13 protein-coding genes are annotated in these 16,621 nt (G+C 64.8%); 7 read left to right on the top strand and 6 right to left on the bottom strand.

The features are described 5' to 3' along the window. Positions 1-190 precede the first annotated feature (190 nt). Genes JL37_RS12035 through JL37_RS12025 form a run of 3 tightly spaced genes read right to left on the bottom strand, consistent with a single transcriptional unit; the run spans position 191 to position 2,876 of the window. Entirely contained in the window at positions 191-1,891 is a 1,701-nt protein-coding gene (locus JL37_RS12035; RefSeq protein WP_043544343.1) for a PhoH family protein, read from the bottom strand. 59 nt (positions 1,892-1,950) lie between these two features. Beyond that, positions 1,951-2,415, bottom strand: coding sequence for a peroxiredoxin (locus JL37_RS12030; RefSeq protein WP_043544341.1), 465 nt, complete (start codon positions 2,413-2,415; stop codon positions 1,951-1,953). Continuing rightward, a complete protein-coding gene (locus JL37_RS12025) occupies positions 2,412-2,876 on the bottom strand; it encodes an Mth938-like domain-containing protein (RefSeq protein WP_043544340.1) in 465 nt (154 codons plus the stop codon). Before JL37_RS12025 ends, JL37_RS12030 begins: the two co-directional genes overlap by 4 nt. 309 nt (positions 2,877-3,185) lie before the next feature. Here JL37_RS12025 and alaC point away from each other — a divergent pair, with 309 nt between their 5' ends. From alaC to JL37_RS12005, 4 genes are all read left to right on the top strand, one after another. After that, on the top strand, positions 3,186-4,373 hold the full coding sequence (alaC, locus tag JL37_RS12020; protein WP_043544338.1) for an alanine transaminase: 1,188 nt from the start codon (positions 3,186-3,188) through the stop codon (positions 4,371-4,373). Between the two features lie 185 nt (positions 4,374-4,558). Continuing rightward, complete coding sequence (locus JL37_RS12015; protein WP_043544336.1) at positions 4,559-5,863, top strand: homoserine dehydrogenase; 1,305 nt, start codon at positions 4,559-4,561, stop codon at positions 5,861-5,863. Beyond that, entirely contained in the window at positions 5,860-7,269 is a 1,410-nt protein-coding gene (gene thrC / locus JL37_RS12010; RefSeq protein ID WP_043544334.1) for a threonine synthase, read from the top strand. The genes JL37_RS12015 and thrC overlap by 4 nt, the downstream gene beginning before the upstream one ends. Positions 7,270-7,495: 226 nt before the next feature. Then, positions 7,496-7,717, top strand: coding sequence for a YgdI/YgdR family lipoprotein (locus tag JL37_RS12005; RefSeq protein WP_043544333.1), 222 nt, complete (start codon positions 7,496-7,498; stop codon positions 7,715-7,717). Positions 7,718-7,865: 148 nt separating this feature from the next. On the opposite strand, the gene JL37_RS12000 is transcribed toward JL37_RS12005, so the two are convergent. Continuing rightward, complete coding sequence (locus tag JL37_RS12000) at positions 7,866-8,879, bottom strand: class 1 fructose-bisphosphatase (protein ID WP_043544331.1); 1,014 nt, start codon at positions 8,877-8,879, stop codon at positions 7,866-7,868. A gap of 10 nt (positions 8,880-8,889) precedes the next feature. Continuing rightward, on the bottom strand, positions 8,890-11,595 hold the full coding sequence (gene pepN / locus JL37_RS11995) for an aminopeptidase N (RefSeq protein ID WP_043544330.1): 2,706 nt from the start codon (positions 11,593-11,595) through the stop codon (positions 8,890-8,892). A gap of 149 nt (positions 11,596-11,744) precedes the next feature. Here pepN and JL37_RS11990 point away from each other — a divergent pair, with 149 nt between their 5' ends. Beyond that, positions 11,745-12,383, top strand: a complete 639-nt coding sequence (locus tag JL37_RS11990) for a DUF4136 domain-containing protein (RefSeq protein ID WP_081955049.1) — start codon at positions 11,745-11,747, stop codon at positions 12,381-12,383. Between the two features lie 91 nt (positions 12,384-12,474). On the opposite strand, the gene JL37_RS11985 is transcribed toward JL37_RS11990, so the two are convergent. After that, positions 12,475-12,858: an H-NS family nucleoid-associated regulatory protein gene (locus tag JL37_RS11985; RefSeq protein ID WP_043544328.1), complete on the bottom strand. Its 384-nt coding sequence runs from the start codon at positions 12,856-12,858 to the stop codon at positions 12,475-12,477. Positions 12,859-13,685: 827 nt separating this feature from the next. Here JL37_RS11985 and tldD point away from each other — a divergent pair. Further along, the gene (gene tldD / locus JL37_RS11980) at positions 13,686-15,146 is read left to right on the top strand and encodes a metalloprotease TldD (RefSeq protein ID WP_043544327.1); all 1,461 of its coding nucleotides are present in this window, start codon (positions 13,686-13,688) and stop codon (positions 15,144-15,146) included. 354 nt (positions 15,147-15,500) lie between these two features. After that, on the top strand, positions 15,501-16,574 hold the full coding sequence (gene aroG, locus JL37_RS11975) for a 3-deoxy-7-phosphoheptulonate synthase AroG (RefSeq protein ID WP_043544326.1): 1,074 nt from the start codon (positions 15,501-15,503) through the stop codon (positions 16,572-16,574). Positions 16,575-16,621 lie beyond the last annotated feature (47 nt).

Below are 16,621 nucleotides of genomic sequence, written 5' to 3'. Positions count from 1 at the left end.
CCTGTTACCCATGTTCCCGTACACCTGTTACCTATGTCCCCGGTCTGTACAAACCGCCCCCTCGGGGGGCAGCTAGCCCACGGCAGTGGGCGCGGCGTGGGGGCTCACCGTTTCCCCGCCGGGCCGCCCCAAGGGGAAACCGCCCCCTCGGGGGGCAGCTAGCCCACGGCAGTGGGCGCGGCGTGGGGGCTCACAATACATCCCCGGCGTAATCGGCCAGGCGTGAGCGCTCGCCGCGCTGCAGCGTGACGTGCCCTGAATGCGGCCAGCCCTTGAAGCGGTCGACCACGAAAGTCAGGCCGGAGCTGCCCTCGGTGAGGTAGGGCGTGTCGATCTGGGCGATGTTGCCCAGGCAGATCACCTTGGTTCCCGGGCCGGCGCGAGTCACCAGCGTCTTCATCTGCTTGGGCGTAAGATTCTGCGCCTCGTCGATGATCAGGTACTTGTTCAGGAAGGTGCGGCCGCGCATGAAGTTCAAGGACTTGACCTTGATACGCGAGCGGATCAGGTCCATGGTGGCGGCGCGCCCCCAATCCCCGTTGCCTTCGCCGTCGCCCATGTTCAGCACGTCCAGGTTGTCTTCCAGCGCGCCCATCCAGGGCAACATCTTTTCCTCTTCCGTGCCCGGCAGGAAACCGATGTCTTCACCGACGGGCACCGTGACGCGGGTCATGATGATTTCGGTGTAGCGCTTGGTCTCCAACACTTGCGTGATGCCCGCGGCCAGCGCCAGCAGCGTCTTGCCGGTGCCGGCCTGGCCCAGCAGCGACACGAAGTCGCATTCCGGGTTCATCAGCAGGTTCATGGCGAAGTTCTGCTCGCGGTTGCGCGCGGTAATGCCCCAGACGTTGTTCTTGCCGTGGGTGTAGTCGCGCAGCGTGGCCAGCACCGCCATCTTGCCGCTGACCTCGCGCACCTGCGCGTAGAGCGGCATCTGGCCTTCGAAGTAGACGAACTGGTTGACCACGAACTGCGAGCACAGCGGGCCGTGGATGCGGTAGAAGGTGGTGCCGCCCTGTTGCCAGGATTCGACATCCTTGCCGTGCTTGTTCCAGAAGTCCTCGGGCAGCTGCATTACGCCCGAATACATCAGATCCGAGTCTTCGAGGACGTGGTCGTTGAAGTAGTCTTCGGCGGCCATGCCCAGGGCGCGGGCCTTAAGGCGCATGTTGATGTCCTTGGACACCAGCACGACCTCGCGCTGCGGATACTTTTCCTGGAGGGCCCGGACGACGCCCAGGATCTGGTTGTCGGCCTTGCCCATGGGCAGGTCGGACGGCAGGGTGCTGTGGATGGCCGTGGTCTGGAACATCAGGCGCCCGGTGGCGTCCTTGTTCCCCAGCTTGGCCAGCTCCAGCCCTTCATCGAGCTGGGTGGCGTCCTGCACCAGCGCGTCCAGCGAACGGCTGACCTGGCGCGCATTGCGCGCCACTTCCGACATGCCCTTTTTCTGGTGGTCCAGCTCTTCGAGCGTCATCATCGGCAGGAAGATGTCGTGCTCTTCGAAGCGGAACAGGGAACTGGGATCGTGCAGCAGCACGTTCGTATCCAGGACGAACAGCTTGCGGGGCTCGTTCTGGGCGCGCGGCTTGGCGCGCTTGGCGGGCGCGGCCGCCGGCTTGGCCTGGCGGGCCGCCGGACGCACGGCCGGCGCCGCGGGCGGCGGCACCTGGCGGGCGGGGACGGGAACCTGCGCCTTGCGGGCCGGAGCGGCAAGGCCTTCGAGTTCGGGCTGGACGGCCAGCACGTCCTCGTCGTCCTCGGCGAGGACTGCCTGGGTATTCGACCGCGCAGCGGCGGTCTTGGTCGTGCGGGCCTGCGCCCGGGCAGGTTCGCCCGAGGGGAAGGTCAGGATGGCTGCGGGACGGGTGGGCAACTTCGGAAGCGGCATATGCGTCACTCTCCAGTGTGGGCCGGCTTAGCGCCTGACGGGTCTACCTGAGCTAGCGGCTAGCCGATGCTCTTCGCGGCTTGCAGGACTTCCTTCGCGTGGCCCGGGACCTTCACCCCGCGCCACTCCTGCACCAAAACGCCGTAGGCATCGATCAAGAAGGTGCTGCGTTCGATGCCGCGCACCTGCTTGCCGTACATGTTCTTCTGCTTGATGACGCCGAACAGATTGCACACGGTTTCGTCGGCGTCGGAGATGAGGGGGAAAGGAAGTTCGTACTTGGTCTTGAAATTCTCGTGCGATTTCAGCGAATCGCGCGAGATGCCAATGACCACGGCGCTGGCCGCCAGGAATTCGGCGTGCAGGTCGCGGAAATCCTGGCTTTCGGTGGTGCAGCCAGGAGTGTTGTCCTTGGGGTAGAAATACAGGATCACGGCGCGGCCCTGGCATTGCTCGAGGCTGATCGGACCTATGGTGCTTTCAGCGGTGAATAGCGGGGCGGGCTTGCCTATGGTCGGCGTCATTGCTGGGAATCTCCGTTGGGAGGGATGAGGGCCACGACGACGCGCCGGCCCTCAGCCATCAGGATGTTGTAGGTGCGGGAGGCGGCGTGGGTGTCCATGATCTCGACGCCGATGCCCATCGCCAGCAGGGGGCGCAGCACATCGGGGCGCAGGAACTGTTGCCGGCCGCCCGTGCCCACCAGCAGCACTTCGGGCGCGTTCGCCGGGCGCCCCGCGGAGGCGGCTTCCGGTTCGTCCAGGAATGCAAGGGGATCACGGACGGGCTCGGACAAGCCGGCCGCCTGGAGCAAGAGGGTAGGGGTGATGTCGGCCGGCGACTCGACGGGCCATTGGGCAACTTCGCCCTCGGGGCCGAACGCGACCGAGGAGGAAAAACGTACCTGGTTGACCTCGATATAGCCATCACCGTAGGCGGTGACGGTATTCAGGGCGGCCGTCGCAGGATCGGTATGCAGCTTCAATAAAAACTCCAGCTTTATGTGCCTGATAATAGCGCATCAACATGTCGCCATGTTGCAGGGTATCCACGGCCCGGCGGAGGGGGCGCCCCGCGCCGGCCGCGCATCCCGCAAAGGGGCGGTTCAGCGGAGGAAAAAGGGGGGAAATTGACCCCGTTTTGTTCCCATTTGCCGCCCAGGCGTCCTTGCGCTAGATTACAGGGTTTTGCTGCGCTGCAATCGTGTGGCGCGGCGGCCGTCAGGCTCCCTTTTCCCCTTCGCGCGACCGCGCCCTGGTTTTTTGCCCTTTTATCGCCCCTAAGGATTCCCATCATGAGGAAGTTCTCCCGCATTGAGCGTTTGCCCCCGTACGTTTTCAACATTACCGGCGAGCTCAAGATGGCGGCGCGTAGGCGGGGCGAAGACATCATCGACATGTCCATGGGCAATCCGGACGGCGCAACGCCCAAGCACATCGTCGACAAGATGGTGGAAGCCACCACGCGTCCCACCACGCACGGCTATTCGGTGTCCAAGGGCATCCCGCGCCTGCGCAAGGCGATCTGCGACTGGTACCAGCGCCGCTACGCCGTGGAGTTCGATCCGGATTCCGAGGCCATCGTCACGATCGGCTCCAAGGAAGGCCTGGCCCACCTGATGCTGGCCACGCTGGACCGCGGCGACACCGTGCTGGTGCCGAACCCCAGCTACCCGATCCACATCTACGGCGCGGTCATCGCCGGCGCCAACATCCGTTCCGTGCGCATGACGCCGGGCGTGGATTTCTTCGAGGAACTCGAGCGCGCCGTGCGCGAATCCATCCCGAAGCCCAAGATGATGGTGCTGGGCTTTCCCAGTAACCCGACCGCGCAATGCGTGGACCTGTCGTTCTTTGAACGCGTGGTGGCGCTGGCCAAGGAGCACGACATCCTGGTCGTGCACGACCTGGCCTACGCCGACATCACCTTCGACGGCTACGTGGCCCCGTCCATCATGCAGGTGCCCGGCGCGCGCGACGTCGCCGTCGAGTTCTTCACGATGAGCAAGAGCTACAACATGGCCGGATGGCGCATCGGCTACATGGTCGGCAACCGCGAGCTGGTCAACGCGCTGGCGCGCATCAAGAGCTATCACGACTACGGCACATTCACGCCGATCCAGGTGGCGTCCATCGCCGCGCTGGATGGCCCGCAGGATTGCGTGAACGAGATCGTGGCGCAATACCAGAGCCGCCGCGACGTGCTCGCGCGCGGCCTGCATGAAGCAGGTTGGAATGTGGAGATTCCCAAGGCGTCCATGTACATCTGGGCGCAGATCCCCGAACCCTACAGGGCGATGGGCTCTTTGGAATTTGCCAAGCGTGTCCTGTCGGATGCGAAAGTGGCCGTGTCTCCCGGGATCGGCTTTGGCGAGTACGGCGACGAATACGTGCGCTTCGCTCTTATCGAAAACGAGCAGCGCACCCGCCAGGCGGTGCGCGGCATCAAGGACATGTTCCGCAAGGACGGATTGCTGCGCTAGAGAATGAACCCACCCCCGCAGCGCTGCGCGCTTCCCCCTCAAGGGGGCATGCCTGCGGACCGGCGGAGCCGGATCCGCGGCATCCCGATAGGGGGCAACCCCGCATAGGGTGTGGCATCTCTCGTACAGCATTATGGAGAACTGAAATGAATTCCCCTCAACGCCCGCCCGCAGAGGGCGCCGCGATGAAACCCATGAAGGTGGGCCTGCTGGGCCTCGGCGTGGTTGGCGGCGGCACGTGGAGCGTGCTGTCGCGCAATGCCGAAGAAATCGCCCGCCGCGCCGGCCGCCGCATTGAAGTGACCCGCGCCGCCGTGCGCGACGTGGCCAAGGCCCGCGCCCGGGTCGGCGATTCGATTCTGGTCGATACCGATGTCCGCGCCCTGGTGCGCGATCCGGAAATCGATATCGTCGTCGAACTCATCGGCGGCGATACGCTGGCGCGCGAGCTGGTGCTGGAAGCCATCGCCAACGGCAAGCACGTCGTGACCGCGAACAAGGCCCTGCTGGCCAAGCACGGCAACGAGATCTTCGCCGCCGCGCACGAGCGCGGCGTGATGGTGACGTTCGAAGCCGCCGTCGCCGGCGGCATCCCCATCATCAAGGCGATCCGCGAAGGCCTGACGGCCAATCGCATCCAGTGGGTGGCGGGCATCATCAACGGCACCACCAATTTCATCCTGTCCGAAATGCGGTCGCGCGGGCTGCCGTTCGCCGACGTGCTGGCCGAGGCGCAGCGCCTGGGCTATGCCGAGGCCGACCCGACGTTCGACGTGGAAGGCGTGGACGCCGCCCACAAGCTGACGCTGCTGGCCTCGCTGGCCTTCGGCGTGCCGGTGCAGTTCGACCGCGCCCACATCGAAGGCATTTCGCAGCTGGCCGCCGAAGACATCGAGCATGCCGAGCGCCTGGGCTACCGCATCAAGCTGCTGGGCATCACCAAGCGGCGCGCCGACGGCATCGAATTGCGCGTGCATCCCGCGCTGGTGCCGGCCGAGCGCCTGCTGGCCAACGTCGAGGGCGCGATGAACGCCGTGCTGGTGAAGGGCGACGCCGTCGGCCCCACGCTGTACTACGGCCAGGGCGCGGGCGAAGAGCCCACCGCATCGGCCGTCGTGGCCGACCTGGTCGACGTGACCCGCCTGCACACTGCGGACCCGGGCAACCGCGTGCCACACCTGGCCTTCCAGCCGGACGCGATGTCGGACACGCCGATCCTGCCGATCGAGCAGGTCAATACCTCGTACTACCTGCGCCTGCGGGTGGACGATCAGCCCGGCGTGCTGGCCGATATCGCCCGCATCCTGGCCGACCGCTCCATCTCGATCGGCTCGATGATCCAGCAGCCGTCGCACATCGGCGGCGCGGACATCATCTTCCTGACGCATGAGGCGGTCGAAGGCAACGTCAATCAGGCGATCGAGCGCATCGAGGCATTGCCGTTCGTGCGTTCGAAAGTGACGCGCCTGCGAGTGGAAAATCTGACATGAACTACATCTCCACCCGCGGCGGCATGACGCCGCTGCAATTCTCTGACATCCTGCTGGAAGGCCTGGCGCCGGATGGCGGCCTGGCCGTGCCGGAGCAATTGCCGCAGGTGGCGGCCGAGACCCTCGAGTCGTGGCGCGGCCTGTCGTACGCCGATCTGGCGTACGAAGTGCTGTCGCTGTTCGCCACCGACATTCCGGCGGACGACCTGCGCCGCCTGACCCGCGCCGCCTACACGCAAGAAATATTCAACAGCGAAGACATCGTTCCGCTGCGTCCCCTGGACGGCGGGCTGTCGCTGCTGGGCCTGTCCGAGGGGCCGACGCTGGCGTTCAAGGACATGGCCATGCAGTTCCTGGGCCAGGTCTTCGAATATGTGCTGGGCAAGCGCGGCACGACGCTGAACATTGTGGGCGCCACCTCCGGCGACACCGGTTCGGCGGCGGAGTACGCCTTGCGCGGCAAGCGCGGCGTGGCCGTGTTCATGCTGTCGCCTCACGGCCGCATGAGCACCTTCCAGCGCGCGCAGATGTACTCGCTGCAGGACGAGAACATCCACAACATCGCCGTGCGCGGCGTGTTCGACGAGGCGCAGGACATCGTCAAGGCGCTGGCGGGCGACCTGGCGTTCAAGACCCGCTACCGCCTGGGCGCGGTGAACTCCATCAACTGGGCGCGCATCGCCGCCCAGGTGGTGTATTACTTCCACGGCTGGCTGCGCGCCACCGGCAAGTCGGGCGAGCAAGTCTCGTTCGCCGTGCCCTCGGGCAATTTCGGCAACATCCTGTCGGGCCACATCGCGCGCAGCATGGGCCTGCCCATCCGCCGGCTGGTGCTCGCCACGAACGAGAACAACGTGCTGGAAGAGTTTTTCCGTACCGGTGTGTATCGCCCGCGTCCCGCCGAGCAGACCTACGCCACGTCCAGCCCGTCCATGGACATTTCGCGCGCGTCGAACTTCGAGCGCTTCGTGTTCGACCTGGTGGGCCGCGACGCCGGCCGCGTCAAGGCGCTGTGGGAGTCCCTGGCCCGCGACGGCTCGTTCGATCTCTCGGACCTGAAGCCGCAGTTCGAGGCCCGCTACGGTTTCGTGTCGGGCGCCAGCTCGCACGACGACCGCCTGGCCACGATCCGTTCGGTGTATGACGAGACCGGCGTGCTGATCGATCCGCATACCGCCGATGGCGTCAAGGTCGCGCGTGAGTTCGTCGAGCCCGGCGTGCCGATGCTGGTCCTCGAGACCGCCTTGCCCGCGAAGTTCTCGGAAACCATCGAAGAGGCGCTGGGCCGTCCGGCGACGCCTCCGGGCAATCTGGCCGATCTGGAATCCCTGCCGCAGCGCGTTGAAGTGATGGATTGCGACCTGGCCGAAGTGCGCCGCTTCATCGAGGCGCACGCCAAGGTGTAAAGGCCGCTTGCCGCATGTGTAAGTGTGCAACCCCTCGGAGGCCCGGCCTGCGAGGGGTTTTTCGTTTCCCGGGCCAGAACCGCCCCAAGGCGCACAGCGCTGTTCTGCGCGCGTCCGGGCGCGGACGAACGGATTACGTTCTCATGCATTTTGACCACAACCCGTCACGTATGGGCCGGCCGCGTCAGATACAGTGAATCTACATTCACACTCGGAGAACACGCCCATGAACCTGAAGACCATGACGCTTGCCCTGGCTGTGACCGGATTAGGAGTGCTGGCCGGATGCTCGTCCCCCTCGGTCATTCAGCAGCGGGACGGCAGCTCGACCGTGACGCCCGACGAGCCCCAGTATGACAAGGAATCCGGCATGTACGAATACGACAAGGACGGCAAGAAGGTCCAGATCAACAAGGACGACGTGAAGTCGATCGAGCAGGTCAAGTGACCGTGCTTGTGTAGCGCGGAATGTCAAAGCCCCGGCTCATTGTGAGCCGGGGCTTTGCTTTTGGGGGATGCCGTGGCCGGCATCGGCGATGGGTTACGCGCGTTGAACCCTGGCGTTCTTGCGTAGAGGGGCTCGCGCTTCGCCCATGCTACGCGTCTTCGGCGTGGTAGCGGCCCACGCGCTCCACTTCGTTCTTCGAGCCCAGGATCACGCTCACGCGCTGGTGCAGCTTTTCGGGCTGGATGGACATGATGCGCTGCTCGCCGTTGATGGCCGCGCCGCCTGCCTGCTCGATCAGGAAGCTCATGGGGTTGGCTTCGTACATCAGGCGCAGCTTGCCGGCCTTGCCGGGCTCGCGGGCGTCCCAGGGGTACATGAAGATGCCGCCGCGGGTCAGGATGCGATGCACGTCCGCCACCATCGAGGCGATCCAGCGCATGTTGTAGTCCTTGCCCAGGGGGCCGGTCTTTCCGGCCAGGCAGTCGTCGACGTAGCGCTTCACCGGGGCGGCCCAGTGGCGCATGTTCGACATGTTGATGGCGAATTCCTTGGTGTCCTCGGGCACGCGGATATCCTCGTGCGTCAGCACCCACGAACCCATTTCGCGGTCCAGCGTGAAGCCCACGACGCCGTTGCCGATGGTCAGCACCAGCATGGTCTGCGGCCCGTAGACGGCATAGCCGGCCACGACCTGCTTGTCGCCGGGCTGCAGGAAATCCTGTTCGCACACGGGGGCGCCCGACACGTTGTGGGGAGCGTGCAGCACCGAGAAGATGGTGCCGATCGAGACGTTCACGTCGATGTTCGACGAGCCGTCCAGGGGATCGAACAACAGCAGGTATTCGCCCTTGGGGTAGCGGTTCGGGATCAGGTGGATGGTTTCCATTTCCTCCGACGCCATGGCCGCCAGGTGGCCGCCCCATTCATTGGCTTCGAGGAGGATTTCGTTGGACAGCACGTCCAGTTTCTTCTGGACTTCGCCCTGGACGTTCTCGCTTTCCAGGCTGCCCAGGACGCCGCCGAGCGCGCCCTTGCTCACGGCATGGCTGATGGCCTTGCAGGCGCGCGCGACCACTTCGATGAGCAGTCGCACTTCCGGCGCAAGGGCTTGGGCGGAGCGCTGCTGCTCCACCAGGTATTGGGTCAGTGTTTTACGTTTCAAAAGGATCTCCCTATGCTGCGAATTCTAAAGCCTTGGATACGATTTCCTGCACGTTGCGCGACAAGCCTTCGTGCGCCCGAACCCGTTGCAGCGCGGCCTGCATGGGCGCGCGCAGGGCGGGAACGAAGCGTGACCAGTTGTCCAGCGCGCGGGCCAGGCGGGCGGCGATTTCCGGATTGAGCGCGTCCAGCGCCAGCACCTGCTCGGCCCAGAACGCGTAGCCCGAGCCGTCCGGGTGATGCATGCCCCGGGCGTTGTTCAGGCAGAACTGGAAAACCAGCGCGCGGGCGCGGTTCGGGTTGCGCAGCGTGAAGGCGGGGTGCTGCATGAGCTCGCGCGCGCCCTGCACCGTGGTCGAGCGCGCGGCGGCCTGCAAGGCAAACCATTTGTCCACCACCAGCGGGTTGTCGCGCCACTTGTCGTAGAAGGCGGCGAGCGCCTGCCGCGGAAACTCGCCCTGGCCGAAATTGATCAGGGTGGACAGCGCCGCCATGCTGTCCGTCATGTTGCCCGCCTGGCCATAGAGCTGTTCGGCCAGGCCCTGGGCGTCGGGTTCGCCCGCGGCCATGAGGTGGTTGAGCGCCAGGTTTTTCAGGGCGCGTTTGCCGGCCGGGACCGGCGCGGGGCTGTACTCGCCCGGGGTCTGGTTGGCCTCGTAGGCCTGGCGGAATTCGGCGGCCAGCTGGCGGCCCAGTTCGGCGCGCAGGAAGTCGCGCGCCACGGCGAGGGCGGGCGGATCCACCTGCCGCATGCGCTCCGCCAGCGTCTTCTCCGAGGGCAGGGCCAGGGCGCGGGCGCGGTAGGCGGCGTCGATCGCCGGATCGGTCAGCAGCGCGCGCCACGTCTCGATGAAGGAGGCGTCCGCCCGCAGCGTCTTGCCGGCCTGGCTGGCCTCGGCCAGGGCCAGGATCTGGCGGGTGGCGAATTCCTGGCCGGCTTCCCAGCGCGCGAACGGATTGCCGTCATGGGCCGAAAGCAGGGCGAGTTCCTGGTCCGTCCAGGCATACTCGACGATGACGGGGGCAGAGAAGTCGCGCAGCAGCGACGGCACGGGGCGCTCGGCGATGTCTTCGAAGACCCATTGCTGGCTTTGCGTAGTCAGTTCCAGCAGCGCCGTTTCGCGGGTTTCGCCCTCATGGCGCAGCGTCAGCGCCCGGCCTTCGCGGTCCAGCAGGCCGATGGCGAAGGGGATGTGATAGGGCGCCTTGACGTAGTCGGCGCCGGCCTTTTTTTCCACGCCGACCGGCGGGCATTCCTGGGTAAGCGTCACCGTGCAGCGGTGGGCGGCGGCGTCGTGGTCCAGCTTGACGGTCACGCGCGGCGTCCCGGCCTGGCGGTACCAGCGGCGGAACACGGAAAGGTCGCGGCCCGGATGCTGGCGCACGTAGACGGATTCCATGGCGTCGACGAAGTCGTCGCAGGTGACGGCCTGGCCGTCATGGCGGCGGAAATATTCGTCCATGCCGGCGCGAAAGCCTTCCTCGCCCAGCAGGGTGTGCTGCATGCGGATGACTTCGGCGCCTTTTTCGTACACGGTGGCCGTGTAGAAATTGCCGATCTCCTGGTAGCTTTCCGGGCGGATGGGGTGGGCCATGGGGCCGGCGTCTTCCGGAAACTGGGCGGCGCGCAGCGCCACGACGTCGTCGATGCGCTTGACGGCGCGGGCGCTGGCCGCCTCGGCCGCCTCCATACCGTGGGCCATCATGTCGGCGCTGAACTCCTGGTCGCGGAAAACCGTCAGGCCTTCCTTCAGGCTCAGCTGGAACCAATCGCGGCAGGTTACGCGGTTGCCGGTCCAGTTGTGGAAGTATTCGTGCCCGATGACGGATTCGATGCCCTCGTAGTTGGCGTCCGTAGCCGTGTCGGCATCGGCCAGCACATAGGCGGCGTTGAAAATGTTCAAGCCCTTGTTTTCCATCGCCCCCATGTTGAAGTCATGGACGGCGACCACCATGAAACGGTCCAGGTCCAGCTCCAGGCCGAAGCGGCTTTCGTCCCAGCGCAGCGCGCGCACGAGCGAATCCAGGGCCCATTCGGTCTTGGTCTCGGAGCCCGGGTCGCTATAGACCTGCAGCAGCACGTTACGGCCGCTGGCGGTCTTCACGGTGGTTTCGCGGTGCGTAAGCTTGCCGGCCACCAGCGCGAACAGATAGCAGGGCTTGGGGAAGGGGTCTTCCCATTCGACCTCGTTGCGGCCATCGGGCAGTTGGCGCGAAGCGACCAGGTTGCCGTTGGACAGCAGCACCGGGTATTCGGGCAGGGCGCGCAGGGTCACGCGGTAGCGCGACATGACGTCGGGGCGGTCGGCGAACCAGGTAATGCGCCGGAAGCCCTCGGCCTCGCATTGCGTGAAGAAATTGCCGCCCGACACGTACAGGCCCATCAGCGTGGAATTGGCGGAAGGCTTGCAGCGGCTGACGATTTCCACCGTGGAGCTGGCCGGCAGGCAGTGGATTTCGAGACGGTGCTCGGAAAGGCGGTAGCGATCGGCAGGCAAGGCCGCGCCATCCACCCCTACCGAGACGAGTTCCAGGTCTTCTCCGTCGAGGATCAGGGGGGCGTCGGCCCCGGCCCCGGGCTTGCGCCGCACCTGCATCACGCTGCGCACTTCGGTGGCGTCGGGCGCGAGGTCGAACGCGAGGGCGACTTCGGGAATGTCGTAGGGGTAGGGCTGGTAATCCTTGCGATATACGGTTACGGGCGTGTCTGTGCGCATGGGATTGCAGTCCTGTATGAACGAGGAGCCTATTGTAGTGGCTGGATTCGCCGCGCCGCCTGGCGCCTTGTGAGCTGACGTAAACTTTTCGGGACGGGGTCGGTCAAACCTCAGTATCATGCGCGGTCGCGCGCGGAAGGAGTCTCAGAATGTCGAGGTCGTCTATGTTCAATGCGGGCCGTTGGGCCGGCGTGCTCGTCGTGCTGGGGGCGCTTGCGTTGACGGGCTGCGCTGCTCCAACGGTATCGGCGCGAGTGACGTCCTTCCAGCAATGGCCCGCCGGCGTGGAGGGGCAGACCTATCAGTTCGTGGCCGCCGATCCATCCCAAAACAATAATCTCGAATATCAGTCCTACCAGGACATGGTGCGCGCCGGTATTGGCCCGACCGGCCTGGTCGAGGCGAAACCCGGCGCCAAGGGTCGTTTTGATGTCTCGTTCCGTTACGGAACCACGCAGACGCAGGTAATGGTGCGGCGCCCATATGATCCGTATTTCTATGGCGGCTATGGCTATGGCGGTTTTTATGGCCCCCGCCCGTGGGGCGCGGGCTACGGCTACTGGGGGCCGGACTGGGTGGATGTGCCCATGGTCGTCCAGCGTAATGCGCTCACGCTGCAGATCCACGATACGCAGCGCGGCGGCGCCGAGGTATACCGTTCAACGGCTTACATACTGAGCGAACGCGACGATTTCATGCGCACCATGCCCTATCTGGTGCGCGCAATATTTGATAATTTTCCCGGGAATAATGGCGCGGAGCGCGAAATCGAGTTTCCCGTCCAATAAGTTCCAACTGGCCTCGAAGCCAGCTGCATAAATAAAAAAATCGGCGCACCAAAATGGTGCGCCGATTTTATTTCTTACTTTCAAATAGGTTTTATTCTTTGATAAGAAAACTGTCGCGCGTGGCGCCGGCGGCTTCTTCCGCGGCAAGCCAGCGGGGCGCCTTGCCGCGGCCGCTCCAGGTTTCGCCGGTTTGCGGATGGCGATACTTGGGCGCCACGGCGCGTTTGGCGGCGTTGGCCGGGCGGGCCGCGGGGCTGGCCTTGCGGCGGCCGCCGGTGGTGGCGCGCGTAGCCTTGCCGGCGCCATAGGCTGCGATGATCTCCTCGGGCGTGATGTCGTACTCGCGCATCGACGTGATGATCGACGAGATCACGGGCTTGCGGCGTTTGGTTTGGAGGATCTCAGCCTTCTTCTGTAGCTTGTTGATTTCCTTTTCGATCTTTGCTTGCAGTGCTGCGTAGGTTTCTCGGGCCATGGTTTATTCCTGATTATGGAACTGCTTTTAATCGCCGGCGAAGTTATGTGTATTTGTTGTGCTTCGCATAATACATAAATTACGCCTTGACTTCCTGGTTTTAGGACTAATTACTTTGTATCAAAAGAGCCAAGGGTCATTTCCGCTTTTGCCGCCGATGCCGGAAGCAACTATTGGGAATGGTATTCCCGTATTTGGGACAACTTGAAACAAATCCGGTATTGGTTCACGAGGCGGACGAACGGTGCCCTGCCTCCTCTGCAAACGACTGATTTTGCGGCAATGCGCCGGCGGCGGGTACTACGGAGAGCCGCAATCCCGGTAGTGCGGCGCCGCAATTGGACCGGGGATAAACCGAGGGGTTCCTAGAAGTAGTCTGATGACTCGTCATGAACGGCTGCCTGTATTGCCCGATGCCGGGCATTTTGGGATCCGCGGCCTTTGAGAGCGCCCCGGAAAGCATAATCCGGCGGCGCAATCTCTTTGGTTTCATTTTCATGTCAGGTTGTATGACGAGTGCGCAAATGCGTGCGCAATGGCCCCTCGGCGCGGCCGCGCGAATGTGCGTAATGATGCCGTCGGACCCGCGAAAGCATTTCCTTAAAACGGCGCTCGCTCGAAATTTGCTTAACTTGATATGTAATATTTCGGCCTCATCTGTGGCATAGGAGATAATCCACGCCCCGCTTGCCGGCGCCTCGGCCGGCCGCGGGCGGGCCGGGGTTTTTCCGGCAGGCCCGGGACGCCGAGCCTGTGTCGGCGTTACGATATGGTCTTGAGCGCCTTTGCAGGCGCGCTTGCGCGCCGCCGTCCCTGAATAGAGTCCCATGAAAATCATCGATCCCGCCATTGCTTCCCTCGCCACCGCCAAATCGCTGCTGCTAGACCCCTGGGGGCTGACGGAGGCTGACATGGCGCGCGCGCTGGGTGAGATCTTCACGCACAAGGTCGACTATGCCGACCTGTATTTCCAGTACACGCGCAGCGAGGGCTGGAGCCTGGAAGAGGGCATCGTCAAGACGGGCAGTTTCTCCATCAGCCAGGGTGTCGGCGTGCGCGCCGTGAGCGGCGAGAAAACCGCCTTCGCATATTCGGATTCGCTGTCGCCCGAAGCGCTGCTGTCATCCGCCCATGCAGTGCGCGGCATCGCGCGCCGCGGCGCCGGCAAGGTGAAAGTGGCGGCGCAGGTCGAAGCCGAGATCGGCCGCAGCCTGTACGCAGACATCGATCCGGTCGCCTCGCTGAGCGCGCCCGAGAAAGTGGCCCTGCTCGAACGGGTGGAGCGCATGGCGCGCGCGCGGGATCCGCACGTGATCCAGGTCATGGCGGGCCTGGGGGCCGAATACGACGTGGTCCTGGTGGCAGGCAGCGATGGCCGCCTGGCCGCCGACGTGCGTCCGTTGGTGCGCCTGTCCTTGACCGTGATCGCCGAACGCAACGGCCGCCGCGAAATGGGCCACGCCGGAGGCGGCGGACGCCTCGGCCTGGCGTACTTCACGGACGAGATGCTGCAAGGCTATGTAGAGCGCGCCGTCCACGAAGCCATGGTGAACCTGGAGGCGCGTCCCGCGCCGGCAGGCGAGATGACCGTGGTGCTGGGCTCGGGCTGGCCGGGCATCCTGCTGCACGAGGCGGTCGGACACGGGCTGGAAGGCGACTTCAACCGCAAGGGATCCAGCGTGTTTTCCGGCCGCATCGGCGAACGCGTGGCCTCCAAGGGGGTCACGGTGGTGGACGACGGCACGATCCCGGACCGCCGCGGTTCGCTCAACATCGACGACGAAGGCAACGCCACCCAGCGCAATGTCCTGATCGAGGACGGCATCCTGCGCGGCTACATGCAGGACACGCTGAACGCGCGGCTGATGAAAACCTCCGCCACCGGCAATGGCCGCAGGGAGTCGTTCGCCCACCTGCCGATGCCGCGCATGACCAACACCTACATGCTGGCCGGCGACAAGCCGGCCGAGGAAATCGTGTCGTCCGTCAAGCGCGGGCTGTACGCCGTCAATTTCGGCGGCGGCCAGGTCGACATCACGAACGGCAAGTTCGTGTTCTCGGCATCCGAGGCCTACATGATCGAGAACGGCAAGGTGACCTACCCGGTCAAGGGAGCCACCTTGATCGGCAACGGCCCAGACGCCATGAACCGCGTCACCATGATCGGCAACGACCTGCAGCTGGATTCCGGCGTGGGCACTTGCGGCAAGGACGGCCAGAGCGTCCCCGTGGGTGTAGGCATGCCGACGGTCCGCATGGAAGGCTTGACCGTAGGCGGTACGGCGTAGGTTGCCCCCCACGCCGCGCCCGCTGCGCGGGCTAGCTGCCCCCCCGAGGGGGGCAGCCTCGCCTTGGGGCGGCCCGGCGGCGAGGCGTTGCCCCCCATGCCGCGTCTCGAAAAAAACTGACGGCTGGAAAAAACTGTGCTAGAGTCGTTCCCCATGAAATTCGCGTCCCCCGCTTTTTACTTTTACTTTTATGGTTTTCTGAAGCCGCTGGCGGAGGAAGGGACGCGCTCAATCTGAAGTTTGGAAAGAATCCCCCCAAAAAAGCCGCCAGCGAACTGGCGGCTTTTTTTGCGCCGCCGGTTGAGGAATCCCTCGGGAACGGTCCCCGACGGCGGGCAACCCAGGAGCAGTACCGTGTCACACAATACCGACGACCTTCGCATTCGAGAAATCAAAGAGCTGAATCCGCCCGCGCACGTCATGCGCGAGTTCGCCTGCACCAAGGAGGCGTCCGATACCGTGTTCGCCGCCCGCCAGGCGATGCATCGCATCCTGCATGGCATGGACGACCGGATGATCGTCGTGATCGGTCCTTGCTCCATCCACGACACGCGCGCGGCCATTGAATATGCGAAACGTCTGAAGCCTGTGCGCGACCGCCTGAGCGCCGACCTGGAAATCGTGATGCGGGTCTATTTCGAAAAGCCGCGCACGACGGTGGGCTGGAAGGGCCTGATCAACGATCCCGACCTGGACGGCAGCTTCGACATCAACAAGGGCGTGCGGGTTGCCCGGGAACTGCTCCTGGACATCAATAGCCTGGGGCTGCCCGCCGGCTGCGAATTCCTGGACATGATTACCCCGCAATACATCGCGGATCTGGTCTCCTGGGGGGCGATCGGGGCTCGGACGACGGAAAGCCAGGTGCATCGCGAGCTGGCCTCCGGCCTGTCGTGTCCGGTGGGGTTCAAGAACGGCACGGACGGCAATGTGAAGATCGCCGTGGACGCCATCAAGGCGGCCTCGCAGCCGCACCATTTCCTGTCGGTGACCAAGGGCGGGCACTCCGCCATTGTGTCGACGGCCGGCAACGAGGACTGCCACGTCATCCTGCGCGGCGGCAAGACGCCCAATTACGACGCGCAGAGCGTGGACGCGGCCTGCCAGGACATGGCCAAGTCCGGCCTGGCCCAGCGCATCATGATCGACGCCAGCCACGCCAACAGCAGCAAGAAGCCCGAGAATCAGCCGCAGGTGGTGGAAGACGTCGCGCGCCAGATGGAGGCGGGCGATGCCCGGCTGGTGGGCGTCATGGTGGAAAGCCACCTGCTGGGCGGCCGCCAGGACATGGTGCCGGGCACGCCGCTGGTCTACGGCCAGAGCATCACCGACGGCTGCATCGACTGGGATGCTTCCGTCGCCGTGCTCGAGCGCCTGGCCCACGCCGTGCGTGAGCGCCGCCGGGTCGCGCTGACCTCCGGCAAGTAAATGCGCGGAGCGCGCCGCGGATCGCCACGCATGGCGGTTTGCGGCGC

The organism is Achromobacter sp. RTa, assembly GCF_000757485.1.
In the GTDB taxonomy this organism is placed as follows: domain Bacteria; phylum Pseudomonadota; class Gammaproteobacteria; order Burkholderiales; family Burkholderiaceae_B; genus Achromobacter.
This window is presented reverse-complemented; position numbering and strand designations above follow the sequence as displayed.

What these genes read in the sequence shown, in the direction of transcription:
- tldD (WP_043544327.1), top strand. Translation starts at nt 13,686, where the DNA reads ATGAAAATCATCGATCCCGCCATTGCTTCCCTCGCCACCGCCAAATCG.
- JL37_RS12005 (WP_043544333.1), top strand. Translation starts at nt 7,496, where the DNA reads ATGAACCTGAAGACCATGACGCTTGCCCTGGCTGTGACCGGATTAGGA.
- thrC (WP_043544334.1), top strand. Translation starts at nt 5,860, where the DNA reads ATGAACTACATCTCCACCCGCGGCGGCATGACGCCGCTGCAATTCTCT.
- pepN (WP_043544330.1), bottom strand. Translation starts at nt 11,595, where the DNA reads ATGCGCACAGACACGCCCGTAACCGTATATCGCAAGGATTACCAGCCC.
- alaC (WP_043544338.1), top strand. Translation starts at nt 3,186, where the DNA reads ATGAGGAAGTTCTCCCGCATTGAGCGTTTGCCCCCGTACGTTTTCAAC.
- JL37_RS11990 (WP_081955049.1), top strand. Translation starts at nt 11,745, where the DNA reads ATGTCGAGGTCGTCTATGTTCAATGCGGGCCGTTGGGCCGGCGTGCTC.
- JL37_RS12035 (WP_043544343.1), bottom strand. Translation starts at nt 1,891, where the DNA reads ATGCCGCTTCCGAAGTTGCCCACCCGTCCCGCAGCCATCCTGACCTTC.
- JL37_RS11985 (WP_043544328.1), bottom strand. Translation starts at nt 12,858, where the DNA reads ATGGCCCGAGAAACCTACGCAGCACTGCAAGCAAAGATCGAAAAGGAA.
- JL37_RS12030 (WP_043544341.1), bottom strand. Translation starts at nt 2,415, where the DNA reads ATGACGCCGACCATAGGCAAGCCCGCCCCGCTATTCACCGCTGAAAGC.
- JL37_RS12015 (WP_043544336.1), top strand. Translation starts at nt 4,559, where the DNA reads ATGAAACCCATGAAGGTGGGCCTGCTGGGCCTCGGCGTGGTTGGCGGC.